Annotated in this window: 15 protein-coding genes; 9 read left to right on the top strand and 6 right to left on the bottom strand. The window is 62.0% G+C overall.

Annotation, left to right across the window (positions count from 1 at the left end; all coding sequences use genetic code 11):
• Positions 1-55 precede the first annotated feature (55 nt).
• The 4 genes from hslU to argS form a co-directional block, all read right to left on the bottom strand.
• Entirely contained in the window at positions 56-1,393 is a 1,338-nt protein-coding gene (hslU, locus tag DCO47_RS19590) for an ATP-dependent protease ATPase subunit HslU (RefSeq protein ID WP_016772060.1), read from the bottom strand.
• Between the two features lie 55 nt (positions 1,394-1,448).
• Positions 1,449-1,979 carry an ATP-dependent protease subunit HslV gene (gene hslV, locus DCO47_RS19585; protein ID WP_007968352.1) on the bottom strand — a complete coding sequence of 177 codons (531 nt, stop codon included), beginning with the start codon at positions 1,977-1,979 and terminating at the stop codon, positions 1,449-1,451.
• Positions 1,980-2,268: 289 nt separating this feature from the next.
• Positions 2,269-2,979, bottom strand: a complete 711-nt coding sequence (locus tag DCO47_RS19575; RefSeq protein ID WP_016772059.1) for an SPOR domain-containing protein — start codon at positions 2,977-2,979, stop codon at positions 2,269-2,271.
• Position 2,980: 1 nt separating this feature from the next.
• Positions 2,981-4,717 (bottom strand): arginine--tRNA ligase, encoded by a 1,737-nt coding sequence (gene argS / locus DCO47_RS19570; RefSeq protein WP_116658726.1) that lies wholly within the window; start codon positions 4,715-4,717, stop codon positions 2,981-2,983.
• Here argS and DCO47_RS27355 point away from each other — a divergent pair.
• The gene (locus tag DCO47_RS27355) at positions 4,716-4,838 is read left to right on the top strand and encodes a hypothetical protein (RefSeq protein ID WP_016772057.1); all 123 of its coding nucleotides are present in this window, start codon (positions 4,716-4,718) and stop codon (positions 4,836-4,838) included. The two genes, argS and DCO47_RS27355, sit on opposite strands and share 2 nt — an antisense overlap.
• A gap of 98 nt (positions 4,839-4,936) precedes the next feature.
• On the opposite strand, the gene DCO47_RS19565 is transcribed toward DCO47_RS27355, so the two are convergent.
• Positions 4,937-7,156 carry a primosomal protein N' gene (locus tag DCO47_RS19565; protein WP_116658725.1) on the bottom strand — a complete coding sequence of 740 codons (2,220 nt, stop codon included), beginning with the start codon at positions 7,154-7,156 and terminating at the stop codon, positions 4,937-4,939.
• A gap of 285 nt (positions 7,157-7,441) precedes the next feature.
• Here DCO47_RS19565 and rpmE point away from each other — a divergent pair, with 285 nt between their 5' ends.
• The 3 genes from rpmE (at position 7,442) to DCO47_RS19550 (ending at position 9,941) form a co-directional block, all read left to right on the top strand.
• Complete coding sequence (rpmE, locus tag DCO47_RS19560) at positions 7,442-7,663, top strand: 50S ribosomal protein L31 (RefSeq protein WP_041477565.1); 222 nt, start codon at positions 7,442-7,444, stop codon at positions 7,661-7,663.
• A 41-nt stretch (positions 7,664-7,704) separates the two neighbouring features.
• The gene (locus tag DCO47_RS19555; RefSeq protein WP_116658724.1) at positions 7,705-8,487 is read left to right on the top strand and encodes a thermonuclease family protein; all 783 of its coding nucleotides are present in this window, start codon (positions 7,705-7,707) and stop codon (positions 8,485-8,487) included.
• Between the two features lie 185 nt (positions 8,488-8,672).
• Positions 8,673-9,941, top strand: a complete 1,269-nt coding sequence (locus DCO47_RS19550) for a malic enzyme-like NAD(P)-binding protein (RefSeq protein ID WP_064363273.1) — start codon at positions 8,673-8,675, stop codon at positions 9,939-9,941.
• A gap of 357 nt (positions 9,942-10,298) precedes the next feature.
• On the opposite strand, the gene DCO47_RS19545 is transcribed toward DCO47_RS19550, so the two are convergent.
• Positions 10,299-12,743 carry a penicillin-binding protein 1A gene (locus DCO47_RS19545; RefSeq protein ID WP_371919887.1) on the bottom strand — a complete coding sequence of 815 codons (2,445 nt, stop codon included), beginning with the start codon at positions 12,741-12,743 and terminating at the stop codon, positions 10,299-10,301.
• Positions 12,744-12,962: 219 nt separating this feature from the next.
• On the opposite strand from DCO47_RS19545, the gene DCO47_RS19540 reads away from it, so the two are divergent.
• The 5 genes from DCO47_RS19540 to DCO47_RS19520 all read left to right on the top strand — a co-directional run.
• Complete coding sequence (locus DCO47_RS19540) at positions 12,963-14,027, top strand: pilus assembly protein PilM (RefSeq protein ID WP_042608693.1); 1,065 nt, start codon at positions 12,963-12,965, stop codon at positions 14,025-14,027.
• On the top strand, positions 14,027-14,593 hold the full coding sequence (locus DCO47_RS19535; protein WP_042608694.1) for a PilN domain-containing protein: 567 nt from the start codon (positions 14,027-14,029) through the stop codon (positions 14,591-14,593). Before DCO47_RS19540 ends, DCO47_RS19535 begins: the two co-directional genes overlap by 1 nt.
• The gene (pilO, locus tag DCO47_RS19530; protein ID WP_042608695.1) at positions 14,590-15,213 is read left to right on the top strand and encodes a type 4a pilus biogenesis protein PilO; all 624 of its coding nucleotides are present in this window, start codon (positions 14,590-14,592) and stop codon (positions 15,211-15,213) included. The genes DCO47_RS19535 and pilO overlap by 4 nt, the downstream gene beginning before the upstream one ends.
• Positions 15,210-15,740: a pilus assembly protein PilP gene (locus DCO47_RS19525; RefSeq protein ID WP_116658723.1), complete on the top strand. Its 531-nt coding sequence runs from the start codon at positions 15,210-15,212 to the stop codon at positions 15,738-15,740. The genes pilO and DCO47_RS19525 overlap by 4 nt, the downstream gene beginning before the upstream one ends.
• A 13-nt stretch (positions 15,741-15,753) precedes the next feature.
• Positions 15,754-16,158, top strand: a 405-nt coding sequence (locus DCO47_RS19520; RefSeq protein ID WP_116658727.1) for an AMIN domain-containing protein, incomplete at its 3' end; no start/stop codon positions are given.

The following is a 16,158-nucleotide window of genomic DNA, read 5'->3' as shown; positions in this document are numbered from 1 at the left end:
CAGGATCAAGATCAAAAGATCGCAGCCTTCGGCAGCTCCTACAGGGAGAAGTGACCTACAGGATATAACGGGACAGATCTTCGTTCTGCGCCAATTCGCCGAGGTGGCTGTTGACGTAGTCGGCGTCGATCAGGATCGCCTTGTCATCGTGGGCGCTGGCCAGGTCGCCGGCGCTGAACGACACCTCTTCAAGCAGGCGCTCAAGCAGCGTGTGCAGGCGACGGGCACCGATGTTCTCGGTCTTCTCGTTGACCTGCCAGGCGATCTCCGCCAGACGCTTGATGCCCTCGGGCTGGAACTGGATGTTCAGGCCTTCGGTTTTCAGCAGCGCGCAGTATTGTTCGGTGAGCGAAGCATGCGGTTCGCTGAGGATGCGTTCGAAGTCTTCCGGGCTCAGCGCCTTGAGTTCGACGCGAATCGGCAGACGGCCTTGTAGCTCCGGCACCAGATCGCTCGGCTTGCTCAGGTGGAACGCGCCGGAGGCGATGAACAGGATGTGGTCGGTCTTGACCATACCCAGTTTGGTGTTGACGGTGCAGCCTTCGATCAGCGGCAGCAGGTCGCGCTGTACGCCTTCGCGGGAGACATCGGCGCCGCCGACATTGCCGCGCTTGGCGACCTTGTCGATTTCGTCGATGAACACGATGCCGTGCTGCTCGACCGCTTCCAGCGCCTTGGCCTTCAGCTCTTCTTCGTTGACCAGACGCCCGGCTTCTTCATCGCGCACCAGTTTCAGCGCTTCCTTGACCTTGAGCTTGCGCGACTTCTTCTTGCCCTTGCCCATGTTGGCAAACAGCGATTGCAGCTGGTTGGTCATCTCTTCCATGCCCGGCGGCGTGGCGATTTCGATGCCGGAAACTTCGGCCACTTCGATCTCGATTTCCTTGTCGTCCAGCTGGCCTTCGCGCAGGCGCTTGCGGAACAGCTGACGCGTATTGGAATCGGAGCTCGGCGCTTCTTCGTTGCTGAAGCCCATGCGTGCCGGCGGCAGCAACGCGTCGAGGATGCGATCCTCGGCAGCGTCTTCGGCGCGGTGGCGTACGCGGGTCATTTCCTGCTCGCGGAGCATCTTGATCGCAGCGTCAGCCAGATCACGGATGATCGACTCGACGTCACGGCCGACATAACCGACTTCGGTGAATTTGGTCGCTTCGACCTTGATGAACGGCGCATTGGCCAGTTTTGCCAGGCGACGGGCGATCTCGGTTTTACCGACACCGGTCGGGCCGATCATCAGGATGTTCTTCGGGGTCACCTCAACGCGCAGCTCTTCAGGCAGCTGCATGCGGCGCCAGCGGTTGCGCAGGGCAATCGCGACGGCGCGCTTGGCATCGTCCTGGCCGATGATATGGCGGTTGAGTTCGTGGACGATTTCGCGGGGAGTCATGGACATAATAATTGACGGTCCTCAAGCAGAAACAAGCCGTGGCACACGGGCCGCAACAGGCTTATTCAGCGAGATCCTGCTCCTCAATGGTCTGAGTGTGGTTGGTGAATACGCAGATGTCGCCGGCGATGCCAAGGGCGGTTTCGACGATCTCGCGCGCCGACAGATCGGTCTTTTTCAGCAGAGCGCTGGCTGCGGCCTGCGCGTAGGCGCCGCCGGAACCCATGGCGATCAGGCCATCTTCGGGTTCGACCACGTCACCGTTGCCGGTGATGATCAGCGAGGCATCCTTGTTGGCGACCGCGAGCATCGCTTCGAGGCGGCTCAGGGAGCGGTCGGTGCGCCACTCTTTGGCAAGCTCGACGGCGGCGCGGATCAGGTGGCCCTGATGTTTCTCGAGCTGGCCTTCGAAACGTTCGAACAGGGTGAAGGCGTCAGCGGTGGCACCGGCAAAACCGGCGATGACCTGGCCGTGGTACAGGCGACGTACCTTTTTGGCGTTGCCTTTCATCACGGTGTTGCCGAGAGAAACCTGGCCGTCGCCGCCCATGACGACTTTGCCGTGGCGGCGGACTGAAACGATGGTGGTCAAGGGAAGAGTCTCCACGCAGCGGGGCGAAAATGCCTTATGCCCATTCATATGGGGGTGCTGGAGGGGATTTCAACCGCAGGGCGGGAGAGGGGACGAGCGGTGTCGAGCGAGGGTGCCAGACTCTGTGGCGAGGGAGATTGCTCCCGCTCGGCTGCGCAGCAGTCGCAAACCCAGCTGATGCGGTCTGTCTGATGCACCGCATTTGCAGGGCTTGGGGGCGCTTCGCACCCCAGCGGGAGCAAGCTCCCTCGCCACAAAGTGAGCCGGACCCTGTACGCCCGGCGTGGGATCAGCGGCTCTGGCGTTGTTGTAACAACAGGTTGCTGAAGCCGGCGCCGGCCAGTTGTTTCTGGGCCGTGGTCAGTTGCTCGCGGTTGCTGAACGGGCCGACCAAAACGCGATACCAGGTTTCATCCTTGACCGTGCCGGACTCCACCGCCACGGCCTGGCCGAGCAGAATGATCTGCGCGCGCACCTTGTCGGCATCGGTCTCTTTGCGGAACGAGCCGGCCTGGAGGAAGAACTTGGTGACCGGCGCGGCCTTGCTCACTGGCGGCGCAGGCGGCGGAGTAATACCCGCCAGAGCTGCCTGCGCGCGCGCCGTGTCGATCTTCGCCGCCTCGGCCGGGGTCACCGGCGTGGTCGGGATCGCCGGCACTTGCGGCGTCGGCAGGGTTTTCTCCGGCACCGCGTCCGGCGGCACGATCACTTCCGATTCCGGCAGCAAGGTGTAGAAGTCGTACTTCGGCTTCACCGGTTGCGTCGGGCTCGGCGGGGTCTTGTTGGCCTCGGCGATCTTCGACGCTTTCTGCTGCTGTTCGACTTTCTCGCGCTTGACCGTGTCGCTGCCCTTGCCCGGTTCCAGTTTCATCAGGAATACGATGAAGGCGCCGACGGTCAGGCCGATGGCCATCCACAGCCAGCCCGGAATCGGTTGTTTTGCCGGAGCCTGATAGCGGCTGGCGCCGCGTTTGGGTGCAGGTTTTTTCTTGGCGGCCAACTTACATACGCTCCAGAGTTTCCAGACCCAACAGCTCCAGGCCTTGCTTGAGGGTGCGACCGGTCAGTGCGGCAAGACGCAGACGGCTCTGCATCTGCGCCGGGGTGTCGGCGGCGAGGATCGGGCAGTTCTCGTAGAAGCTGGAGAACAGGCCGGCGACGTCGTACAGGTAGGTGCAGAGGATGTGCGGTGTGCCTTTCTCAGCGACGTTGTTCAGCACTTCGCCGAATTGCGCCAGTTTCGCGGCCAGCTCAAGTTCGTGTTCCGCCTCGAGGACGATCTGGCCATCCACTTCGCTGAAGTCCTTGCCCAGTTTGCGGAACACGCCGGCCACGCGGGTGTAGGCGTAAAGCAGGTACGGTGCGGTGTTGCCTTCGAAATTCAGCATGAGGTCGAAGTTGAAGCTGTAGTCGCTGGTGCGATGCTTGGACAGGTCGGCGTATTTCACCGCGCCGATGCCGACCACCTTGGCGATGTTGCGCAACTCGTTTTCGGCCAGGGTCGGGTTCTTCTCTTTCACCAGGCTGTAAGCGCGTTCCTGGGCTTCGGTCAGCAGGTCGATCAGCTTCACGGTGCCGCCGTCACGGGTCTTGAACGGACGGCCATCGGCGCCGTTCATGGTGCCGAAACCCATGTGCTCCATTTCCATCGGATGGGTGACGAAACCGGCCTTGCGCGCCACGGCGAAGACTTGCTGGAAATGCAGCGCCTGACGCTGATCGACAAAATACAACGCGCGATCAGCCTTGAGCTTGCCGCTGCGGTAGCGCACGGCCGCCAGGTCAGTGGTGGCGTACAGGTAACCGCCGTCGGCCTTGACGATGATCACCGGCAGCGGGTCGCCATCGGCGTTCTTGAACTCGTCGAGGAACACGCACTGGGCGCCGTTGCTCTCGACCAGCATGCCGGCAGCCTTGAGGTCGTTGACCACATTGATCAGGTCGTCGTTGTAGGCGCTTTCGCCCATGACGTCGGCCATGGTCAGTTTGACGTTGAGCAGTTCGTAGATCTTCTGGCAGTGCGACAGCGAGATGTCCTTGAACCGGGTCCACAGTGCCAGGCATTCGGCATCGCCGGCCTGCAGCTTGACCACCAGGCCTCGGGCGCGGTCGGCGAATTCTTCGGACTCGTCGAAGCGCTGCTTGGCGGCGCGGTAGAAGTTTTCCAGGTCCGACAGCTCGTCGCTGGTGATCGGGTTTTCCTGCAGGTACGCCATCAGCATGCCGAACTGGGTGCCCCAGTCGCCGACGTGGTTCTGGCGGATCACTTCGTCGCCGAGGAATTCCAGCACGCGGGCCACGCCGTCACCGATGATGGTCGAGCGCAAATGGCCGACGTGCATCTCTTTGGCCAGGTTCGGTGCCGACAGGTCGACCACGGTGCGCTGCGCCGGGCCGGCCTTGCGTACGCCGACATGGGCATCGGCCAGCGCGGCGTCGAGACGCGCAGCCAGGGCCTGAGTGTTCTGGAAAAAATTGATGAAGCCCGGGCCGGCGATTTCGGCCTTGGTGATGTTCTCGTCGGCGGGCAGTGCGGCGATGATTTTCTCCGCCAGATCGCGCGGCTTCATGCCGGCTGGCTTGGCCAGCATCATGGCGATGTTGCTGGCGAAGTCGCCGTGGGTCTTGTCGCGGGCGTTCTCCACCTGGATCGCCGGCGTCAGGCCTTCAGGCAACACACCTTCGTTGACGAGTTGGGTGAGGGCTTGCTGGATCAGCTGGCGAATGGTGTCTTTCATGGTCTTCTCTTTCGACCGCAAGCGCGGCGGGCGCATCGATGCGCGGGTGGAAAAACTGGGCATTATCCGTTGCGAAGACGGGCTTGCCAACCTTAGCAGGCAGGATGTGGATATGTGGTGACATCAAAGTCAAAAGATCGCAGCCTTCGGCGGCTCCTACAGTGGAATCGGCATTTATCTGAGCTGCCGAAGGCTGCGATCTTTTGCTCTTTCGGTTCTTCAATACAGATCCACCGGATCAACATCCAGCGACCAGCGCACCGCCCGCCCGCTCGGCATCTGCTCCAGCACCAGCATCCAGCTGGCCAGCAATCGGTGCAGTGGCGCCCGCGCGGTCGCCTGCAACAACAGCTGCGCGCGATAACGCCCGGCCCGGCGCTCCATCGGCGCCGGCACCGGCCCGAGCAGTTCGATGCCGCTCAGATTCAATTCGGCCAGCATGCGCTCGGCCTCGCTGCACGCTTCATCGAGAAAGCCTTCCGCCTGCCCCGGCTTGTGCGCCTCGGCGCGCAACAACGCCAGATGGGCAAAGGGCGGCAACCCGGCGGCGCGGCGTTCGCTCAGGGCCTGCTCGGCGAAGGCGAAGTAACCCTGCTCGGTCAGTTGCACCAATAAAGGATGGTCGGCGAGGTGCGTCTGGATGATCACCCTGCCCGGTTCCTCAGCCCGCCCGGCACGCCCGGCAACCTGGACGATCAGTTGCGCCATGCGCTCGCTGGCGCGGAAGTCGCCGGAGAACAGGCCGCCGTCGGCATCCAGAATCGACACCAGCGTCACCCGGGGGAAATGGTGCCCTTTGGCCAACATCTGCGTGCCGACCAGAATGCACGGCTGGCCTTTCTGGATCGTCGCGAACAGCTGATTCATCGCGTCCTTGCGCGAGGTGCTGTCGCGATCGACGCGCAAAACCGGGTAATCAGGGAACAGAATCGCCAGACGCTCTTCGGCACGTTCGGTGCCAGCGCCGACCGGACGCAGATCGACCTTGCTGCACTTTGGACACTGGCGCGGCGTGCGCTCGACGTTGCCGCAATGGTGGCACCGCAATTCGCCATAACGCTGATGGACGGTCATGCGCGCATCGCAGCGCGAGCACTCCGACATCCACCCGCAATCGTGACAGAGCAACGTCGGCGCGAATCCGCGCCGGTTGAGGAACACCAGCACCTGCTGGCCGTTGGCAAGGGTCTGGCCGATGGCTTGTTGCATCGGCCCGGAAATACCACTGTCGAGCGGACGGCTTTTCACGTCCAGACGCAGGAAGCGCGGTTGCTTGGCGCCGCCGGCGCGTTCGTTCAGACGTAACAGACCATAGCGACCGGTGTAGGCGTTGTGCAGGCTCTCCAGCGACGGCGTGGCGGAACCGAGCACGATCGGGATGTTTTCCTGCCGTGCGCGTACCAGCGCCAGGTCGCGGGCGTGGTAGCGCAGACCTTCCTGCTGTTTATACGAGCCGTCATGCTCTTCATCGATGATGATCAGCCCGGGATTTTTCATCGGTGTGAACAGCGCCGAACGGGTGCCGATAATAATGTCGGCCTCGCCATCGCGGGCGGCGAGCCACGCGTCGAGACGTTCGCGGTCATTCACCGCCGAGTGCAACAGGGCGATGCGCGCGTTGAAGCGCTGTTCGAAGCGCGCCAGGGTCTGCGGGCCGAGGTTGATCTCCGGGATCAGCACCAAGGCCTGTTTGCCGGCTTCGAGGGTTTCGCGGATCAGTTGCAGATAGACTTCGGTCTTGCCGCTGCCGGTAACCCCGGCCAGGAGAAAGGCGTGGTAGCTGTCGAAGCCGGCGCGAATCGCTTCGTACGCCGCGCGTTGTTCGCTGTTGAGCGGCAGCTCCGGTTGCGCCAGCCAGTGCTCGTGGCGCGCGCCGGGGGCGTGGCGGCGGATCTCGACTTGCACCAGACCCTTGGCCAGCAGCAGGTCGAGGCTGTCCTTGCTCAGCATCAGTTTGCTCAGCAACTGATGAGCCACGCCGTGGGGATGCTGGGCCAGCGTGGTCAGCGCCTCGCGCTGACGTGGCGCACGGGCGACCCGTGGGTCATCGACGCTGGCGCCGGGGGCCACCGACCAGAAGCGTTCCTGCCGGGCCTCGGCCAGCTCGCCCTGACGGAGCAGCACTGGCAAGGCCCAGTTCAAGGTGTCGCCAAGGCTGTGCTGGTAATACTGCGCTGTCCACAGGCACAGCTTGAACAGTGCTGGCGGCAGCGGCGATGTCGAGTCGAGGAGGGCCAGTGCCGGTTTGAGTTTTTCTGCCGGCACCTCACTGGTGTCGGTGACTTCGACCAGAATCCCGATCATCTCGCGCCGGCCAAACGGTACCCGCAGGCGCATGCCCGGCTGCAATTGCTCGCGCCGCACCCCGGCCGGCGCCCGGTAATCGAACAGGCGGCGCAGGGGCGAAGGCAGGGCAAGGCGCAGAATGGCGTCGGGCACGCGGGGGGATCTCGATCAGCAGGCGGTAGGACTTGGCACATAACCTTGTAGGAGTGAGCCTGCTCGCGATAGGTCTTTCATTCAACATTGAGTCGTCTGATACACCGCTATCGCGAGCAGGCTCACTCCTACAAGGGAATCGCATATTGGGTCGGGAGCCTAGCAGACGGTCGGTCTCGGTGACAGCTTGCGTGTTTGAAAAGGTCTGGTAGAATCCGCGGCCTAATTACGTGCGGTATTCAACAATAGTGTTGGGTGGCGGCACGCTAGCCTGAGGAAGACACCATGAAAGCCGATATCCATCCGAACTACCCGGAAATTGCTGTTACCTGCAGCTGCGGTAACAAGTTCGAAACTCGTTCGACCTACGGCAAAGCCCTGGCGATCGACGTTTGCAACGAATGCCACCCGTTCTACACCGGTAAGCAGAAGACTCTGGACACCGGCGGCCGTGTGCAGAAGTTCGCAGACCGTTTCGCTACTTTCGGCGTCGGCAAAAAAGCCTGAGGCTGATCATTTTGGAAGGTCGTCCCGACTTCTCCAGACTGATGAAAAAGGCGTCCCTTGCGGGCGCCTTTTTTGTGTCTGCGATTTGGCTGTCCGCCGCCCAGGCCTTTTGTCCGACCCCCGCGGGGCTGACCAGCGTCAGCGTGCAGCGGGTGGTCGATGGCGACACCCTGCGTCTGAGCGACGGCCGCAGCGTGCGCATGATCGGCCTCAACACGCCGGAGCTGGGCAAGCAGGGCCGCAGCGACGAACCCTTCGCCGTGGCGGCGCGCAAACGCCTGCAAGCGCTGGTCGATAACAGCGGCGGCCGTGTCGGTCTGCGACCCGGCAAGCAGGCCAAAGACCATTACGGGCGTACGCTTGCGCATGTCTACAGCGTCAGCGGTGCCAATCTCGAAGCGCAAATGCTTGCCGATGGCTTGGGCTTTCAGGTTGCCGTGGCGCCCAACGTCGATCTGCTCGCCTGCCAGCAGACCGCCGAACGCAGCGCACGACAGGCTGGACTTGGCGTCTGGCGGCAATCGCCGGTGCTCAAAGCGCCACAGATTCAGCGATCCGGTTTCGCCATAGTCAGCGGTCGGGTGAGCAAGGTGCAGCGCAATCGCGGCGGAATCTGGATCGAGTTGCAGGACGCGCTTGTATTGCGGGTTGCACCCAATCTGGTGGGCCACTTAGACAGTGCCCGCTTGCAGGCGCTGAAGGGTAAGCAAATCGAGGCGCGCGGGTGGGTGATAGACCGATCCCGGCGCGGTGGATCGCAAAAAGGTCAGCCACGCTGGTTGTTGCCACTGACCGATCCTTCGATGCTGCACGTGCCGCGCTGAAGAAAAAATTGTAGACATTTTCCGTGTTGATTGTGAACAGTCCAGCCCTTGTGCGCCGTGGCTCTTGGCCCAAAGTCGTAGGGCAGGGCGCTTGACAGCAGTGACTGCCCAGTCTTGTGGGGACTTTGCGAGGCGCGTATCCTCGCTGACCAGTCTGTCCAACAGTAAAAAAGCGGAATGCCAAAATGTCTGATCTGAAAACTGCCGCTCTCGAATATCACGCCAATCCTCGTCCGGGGAAGCTGAGTGTCGAGCTCACCAAGGCCACTGCTACCGCCCGCGACCTGTCGCTGGCCTACAGCCCCGGCGTAGCCGAACCAGTGCGCGAGATCGCTCGCGATCCTGAACTGGCCTACAAATACACCGGCAAGGGCAACCTGGTGGCAGTCATTTCCGATGGCACCGCGATTCTCGGCCTGGGCAACCTCGGCCCATTGGCTTCCAAGCCTGTCATGGAAGGTAAAGGCGTGCTGTTCAAGCGCTTCGCCGGCATCGACGTGTTCGACATCGAAGTCGACTCGGAAAGCCCGCAAGCCTTCATCGACACCGTCAAGCGTATCTCGATCACCTTCGGTGGCATCAACCTGGAAGACATCAAGGCGCCTGAGTGCTTTGAGATCGAACGTGCTCTGATCGAGCAGTGCGATATTCCGGTGTTCCACGATGACCAGCACGGCACCGCGATCGTTACCGCTGCCGGCATGATCAACGCCCTGGAAATCGCTGGCAAAACCCTGCAGGACGCGAAAATCGTCTGCCTCGGCGCCGGCGCTGCCGCCATCTCCTGCATGAAACTGCTGGTGAGCATGGGCGCTCGCATCGAAAACATCTTCATGGTTGACCGTACCGGCGTGATCCACTCCGGCCGTGATGACCTGAACCAGTACAAAGCCGTGTTCGCCCACGCTACCGAGAAGCGCACCCTGGCTGACGCACTGGCAGGCGCTGACGTGTTCGTCGGTCTGTCCGGTCCGAACCTGCTGAGCGCCGAAGGCCTGCTGTCGATGGCGGCCAACCCGATCGTGTTCGCCTGCTCGAACCCGGATCCGGAAATCTCCCCGGAACTGGCGCACGCCACCCGTAGCGACGTGATCATGGCTACCGGCCGTTCGGACTACCCGAACCAGGTCAACAACGTACTGGGCTTCCCGTTCATCTTCCGTGGTGCCCTGGACGTTCGCGCCAAGCGCATCAACGAAGAAATGAAAGTTGCCGCGGCCAATGCCCTGCGCGAACTGGCCAAACTGCCAGTACCGCAGGAAGTCTGCGACGCCTACGGCGGCATCAAACTGGAATTCGGCCGTGAGTACATCATTCCGAAGCCAATGGACAAGCGCCTGATCACCCTGATCTCCGACGCCGTGGCCAAGGCCGCGATCGAGACCGGCGTTGCTACCCTGCCGTATCCGAAGAACTACCCGCTGAAAAGCGTGGATGACGTGTTCAACGGCTAAGTCGTTGTAGCGCTTCAAACAAAAGCCCCGGCTCGTTATGAGTCGGGGCTTTTTTGTGGCTAAGGGCTTTGTATTCCATATCTGGAGCAGCCCTCACCCTAGCCCTCTCCCAAAGGGAGAGGGGACCGAATGGGGGATATTGATGAATGACGCCGACGTGAAAGTCTTGCTTTGAATCCATAATCGACTCGGTTGCGCAGGTCGATGCATGAAGCCAGACACCTCGGTCGGCTCCCTCTACCTCCGGGAGAGGGCTGGGGTGAGGGGCTGGATGTTCGTAACGCCGCGAACTCCAAACATCAGTCAATAAAAAGCCCCGCTCTTCTCTCGAATGCGGGGCTTTTCAATGGTGCTGGATCAGAACAGATCGATCGGCGCCTGCTCGTCCGCCGGCAGCGGGCTGCCCGGCACGGCGCCGTTGCCCAGCTCGTTCACCGACGGCGGCGTGTCTTCAGCCTTGAACAGTTCGAAGTAGGCCCCCGGCGTGCTCGGCGTCGCGGCGCGGCCACTGACCGGATCCACCCGCAGGCTGAGCAGGCCTTCCGGCTCAGGCTGGACATGCGGCGGCTTGTCTTTCAGCGCGGCGGACATGTAATTCATCCAGATCGGCAGCGCCACAGTACCGCCAAACTCGCGGCGGCCGAGGCTTTCCGGCTGGTCGAAGCCAGTCCACACCGTGGTCACGTAATCGGCGTTGTAGCCGGAGAACCAGGCATCTTTCGATTCGTTGGTGGTGCCGGTCTTGCCGGCGATGTCGCTGCGGCCCATGGCCAGTGCGCGACGGCCGGTACCGAGTTTGATCACATCCTGAAGCATGCTGTTGAGGATGTAAGTGGTACGCCCATCGACAATCCGCTCGGCCACGGCTGGCGCTTGCGGCACCGCCGGGTTGCCCGGGGCTTCACCGGCAACCGGTGCGGCATTGACCGTGAACGATTCGGTGGCTGGCGCGGCGATGCCATCGGTCGCCGAACCGCCCTGTGGCACGGTCGGCGGGTTGGCGACGAACAACGTGTCACCGTTACGGCTTTCGATCTTGTCGATGATGTACGGGGTGATCTTGTAGCCGCCGTTGGCAAAGGTGCTCCAGCCAGTGGCGATTTCCATCGGCGTCAGCGTCGCGGTGCCGAGTGCCAGCGACAGGTTCGGCGGCAGGTCCTGCTTGTTGAAGCCGAAGCGGGTGATGTAGTCGATGGTCTTGCCCACGCCCATGGCCTGCAGCAAGCGGATCGACACCAGGTTGCGCGACTTGTACAGCGCTTCACGCAGGCGGATCGGGCCGAGGAAGGTGTTGGTATCGTTCTTCGGGCGCCAGACCTTGTCCAGGTATTCGTCGACGAACACGATCGGCGCATCGTTGACCAGGCTCGCTGCGGTGTAGCCGTTATCCAGCGCGGCGCTGTAAACGAACGGCTTGAAGCTCGAACCCGGCTGACGCTTGGCCTGCAGGGCACGGTTGTAGTTGCTCTGCTCGAAGGCAAATCCGCCCACCAGCGAACGGATCGCACCGTTCTGCGGATCCAGCGACACCAACGCGCCCTGGGCCTGCGGTATCTGACTGAATTTCAGCGAGTTGTCTGTCTGCCGCTGCACGCGGATCAGATCACCGACCTGGGCGACATCCGCCGGCTGACGCGGGTTGGCACCCATGCTGTTGGTATTGAGGAACGGCCGCGCCCATTTCATCGTGTCCCAGGCAACGTGCTCTTCACCGGTGCGGGTCAGGACCTGCAGGCCGTTCTTGTCGACCTGAGTGACGATGGCCGGTTCGAGGCTGCTGATGGTGCGCTGTTTGGTCAGTTCGCTGGCCCAGGCTTCGCGGGTCTTGCCCGGCAAGCGCGACTCGGGGCCACGGTAGCCGTGGCGCTGGTCGTAGGTCATCAGGCCTTCGTGCAGCGCAGTATTAGCCATTTCCTGCAGGTTGCTCGGCACCGTGGTGGTGACGCGGAAACCTTCGGTGTAAGCGTCGCTGCCATAACGGCCGACCATTTCGGCACGGGCCATTTCAGCAATGTACGGTGCGTTCACTTCCGGGGTCGGAACGTGGTAGCTGGCGTTCAGCGGCTCGTTGATCGCCGCGGTGTAGTCGGCCTCGCTGATCTTGCCCAGCTTGTACATGCGCCCGAGGATCCAGTCGCGGCGTTCTTTACTGCGCGCCGGGTTGGCGAGCGGGTTGAAGCGCGACGGTGCCTTCGGCAGGCCGGCGATCATCGCCATCTGCGCCAGGCTGACGTCACGGATCGATTTGCCGTAATAGACCTGCGCCGCGGCTTCGATGCCGTAGGCGCGGTTGCCCAGGTAGATCTTGTTGACGTACAGCTCAAGGATCTCGTCCTTGGTCAGCTGCCGCTCGATCTGCAGCGCCAGGAGAATTTCTGTGGTTTTACGCGAGAAGCTGCGTTCGCTGGTGAGGAAGAAGTTCTTCGCCACCTGCATGGTGATGGTGCTGCCGCCGGACTGAATGTGTCCGCTTTTGACCAATTGGGTCGCCGCGCGCATCAGGCTGCTCGGGTCGACACCGTAGTGGTTGGCAAAATTATCGTCTTCAGCACTTAGTAACGCATTAATGAAATTGGGCGGAATGTCGGCGAAACGGATCGGTGTGCGGCGCATTTCGCCAAATTCTGCGATCAACTTGTTGTCGCTGCTGTAGACCCGCAGAGGAATCTGCAACTGAATGCTTCTCAGCGCCTCCACAGACGGCAAACCCGGACTAAGGTAAAGAAAGGCGCCGCTGAGACCTAAGAGCAGTCCGCAGAAAACGGCGACGATGGACCAACCGAAAAATTTCAGCAGACGAATCAAGGCTTTTGGACATCCAGGGCAAAGAATGAATTTGGCACGGGGCTGCGGTTACACACAAAGCCATCCGCGCGGGCAGTAAAAAGCGGAAAAAATCGCTGGGCATTATAAGCACTTTTCCGTCGGGGGCGTCATTGGCGCTTCTGTCAAGACGGGGGTGAAGGAACGCAATGCGTATTACAGAGTCCGTAACTCACGGAAAGTCATAGGGAATTGGTAGTGCTGGGACTCTTCAATAAAAAGACCAATGCGTTACTGGGGATCGACATCAGCTCCACGTCGGTGAAGCTGCTGGAACTGAGTCGTCAGGGCGAGCGCTACCGGGTCGAGGCCTACGCGGTAGAGCCGTTGCCGGCCAACGCCGTGGTCGAAAAGAACATCGCCGAACTGGAGGGTGTCGGCCAGGCGCTCAGCCGGTTGCTGGTCAAGGCACGCACCGGGTGCAAGAGCGTGGCGGTGGCGGTAGCCGGTTCGGCGGTGATCACCAAGGTCATCGAAATGGACGCCGGGCTGTCCGACGATGAACTGGAAAACCAGCTCAAGATCGAGGCCGATCAATACATTCCCTATCCGCTGGACGAGGTCGCCATCGACTTCGAAGTCCAGGGCGTCTCGCCGCGCAACCCGGAACGGGTCAACGTGCTGCTCGCCGCCTGTCGCAAGGAAAACGTCGAGGTGCGCGAGGCGGCGCTGGCGCTCGCCGGCCTGACTGCACGGGTGGTGGATGTCGAGGCCTACGCGCTGGAGCGCTCGTTCGGGCTGCTGGCGACGCATCTGGCTGCTTCCCAGGAGCGCCTGACCGTGGCGGTGGTCGACATCGGCGCGACCATGACCACCCTAAGCGTCCTGCATAACGGCAAGATCATCTATACCCGCGAGCAACTCTTTGGCGGGCGTCAGCTCACCGAAGAGATCCAGCGCCGCTATGGCCTCACTGTCGAGCAGGCGGGCCTGGCGAAAAAGCAGGGCGGCCTGCCTGACGATTACGTGACCGAAGTCCTGCAGCCATTTCGCGAGGCACTGGTGCAGCAGGTTTCGCGTTCGCTGCAGTTCTTCTTCGCCTCTGGCCAGTACAACGCCGTCGACCATATCCTGCTGGCCGGCGGCACGGCCTCTGTACCCGGGCTGGATCGCCTGATCGAACAGCGCTTGAACACGCCGACTCAGGTTGCCAACCCGTTTGCCGACATGGCCCTGGGCAGCAAGGTCAACGCCGGTGCGCTGGCCAGTGATGCGCCCGCATTGATGATCGCCTGCGGGCTCGCGCTCAGGAGTTTCGACTGATGGCGCGGATCAATCTTCTCCCCTGGCGCGAGGAGCGTCGCGAAGAACGGCGCAAACGCTTCCTGCTGGTGTTGATCGGCGTGCTGGCCGGCTCGATCGGTGCGGTGCTGATTGCCGATCAGATCATCAGCGCGGCCATCGAGCGGCAGATGGCGCGCAACGATTACATCGGCAAACAGATTGCCGTGGTCGACGAACGCATCAAGCAGATCAGCGAACTCAAGGCGCGCCGCCAGCAACTGGTCGAGCGCATGCGCATCATCCAGGACCTGCAGGGCAACCGGCAGATCAGTGGGCGGGTATTCGATCAACTGGCGCGTACGTTGCCGGACGGTGTGTATTTCACCGATGTGAAAATGGCCGGCAAGACCCTGTCCATCAGTGGCGCGGCGGAGTCGAACAACCGGGTTTCCGAGCTCATGCGCAATCTCGACGCGTCCGACTGGTTCGACGCGCCGAGCCTGAATGAGGTCAAGGCGACCAGTGCCGATCAGGTCGAGCAGGCCAACGTCTTCCAGCTGACCGTTCGACAGACCCAGCCCAAGGTTCTGGAGGACGAGCAATGAAAGCCTCCGAATGGCTGGAAAGCCTGCGCAACATCGATTTCAACGACCTCGACACCAGCAACATGGGTTCCTGGCCGCCGGCGGTGAAAACCTTGTGCGGTGCGTTGGTGATGGCGTTGATCCTCGCGCTCGGCTATTACTTTTTCATCAGCGATATGGAAAATCAGCTCGACCTCAAGCGCGAGGAGGAAGTCACGCTCAAGGAGCAATTCGCCAGCAAGGCGCGGCTATCGGCAAATCTTGAGCTGTACACCCAGCAGATGAAGGAAATGGAAAACACCTTCGGCGTGCTGCTGCGGCAACTGCCCAGCGACACCGAAGTGCCGGGCTTGCTTGAAGACATCACTCGCACCGGTCTGGGCAGCGGTCTGGAATTCGAAGAGATCAAACTGCTGCCGGAAGTGACCCAGCCGTTCTATATCGAGCTGCCGATCCAGATCACCGTGACCGGCGCCTATCACGACCTGGCAACGTTCGTCAGCGGCGTCGCCGGACTGCCACGCATCGTTACCCTGCACGATTTTGAACTGGCGCCGGCCAACCCCGAAGGCGGGCCGAAGCTGCGCATGAGCATCCTCGCCAAGACGTATCGCTACAACGACAAGGGGCTGGAAAAATGACCCCGATTCGTTATCTCGTTCTGCTCATGGCGCTGGCGCTGGCGTTGGGCGGCTGCGGTGGCGGCGATGACTTCAGCGACCTCGACGCTTACCTCAACGAAGTCCGCCTGCGCCCGGCGGGCAAGATTGAACCAACGCCGACATTCCGGTCTTACCCCACATTCACTTACAGCGCCGCCAATCTGCGCAGCCCGTTTTCGCGGCAGGCACGGGTTGATCTGGCGGGGCAGAAGCACGGCTCGCGCAACGTCAAACCCGACCCCAACCGGGTCAAGCAATACCTTGAAGGGTTCAATATCGAGCAGTTCGAAATGGTCGGCACGATCGCCAACGCCTCCGGATCGTTTGCGCTGCTGCGCGGCGCGGGCGGGGTGCATCGCCTGAAGGTCGGCGACTATCTGGGCCGCAACGATGGCCGCATCGTCGCCATCAGCGCCACTCAGGTCGATGTCGTCGAGATCGTGCCCGACGGCGCCGGCGCCTGGCTGGAGCGGCCGCGCACCATTCCTTTGAAAGAGCACTCATAGTGGAAGTCGAACAATGAACAGGATTTTCTCCACCCTCGGTTTTTCGCTATGGATAGCGCTGGTGTCACCGATGGTAATGGCGGCCAACCTGAAAGCGCTGGATGTTGCCGCGCTGCCGGGTGACCGCGTCGAAGTGAAGCTGTCGTTCGACGGCCCGCCACCCCAGCCCAAGGGCTACACGACCGAGTCGCCCGCGCGTATTGCACTGGATCTGCCGGGGGTGGCCAGCCAGTTGGCCAACAGAAATCTTGATCTGGGCAGCGGCAATGCGCGCACGGCCACGGTGGCCGAAGCCAAGGATCGCACGCGGCTGATTGTCAGCCTGACGCAATTGGCGCCATACAGCACGCGGGTCGAAGGCAATAATCTGTTCGTGGTGGTTGGTCAGGGCGCCTCCGCGACCGCGCCGCGCCCGGCC

The organism is Pseudomonas sp. NDM (genome assembly GCF_003105095.1).
Taxonomy (GTDB): domain Bacteria; phylum Pseudomonadota; class Gammaproteobacteria; order Pseudomonadales; family Pseudomonadaceae; genus Aquipseudomonas; species Aquipseudomonas moraviensis_A.
This window is presented reverse-complemented; position numbering and strand designations above follow the sequence as displayed.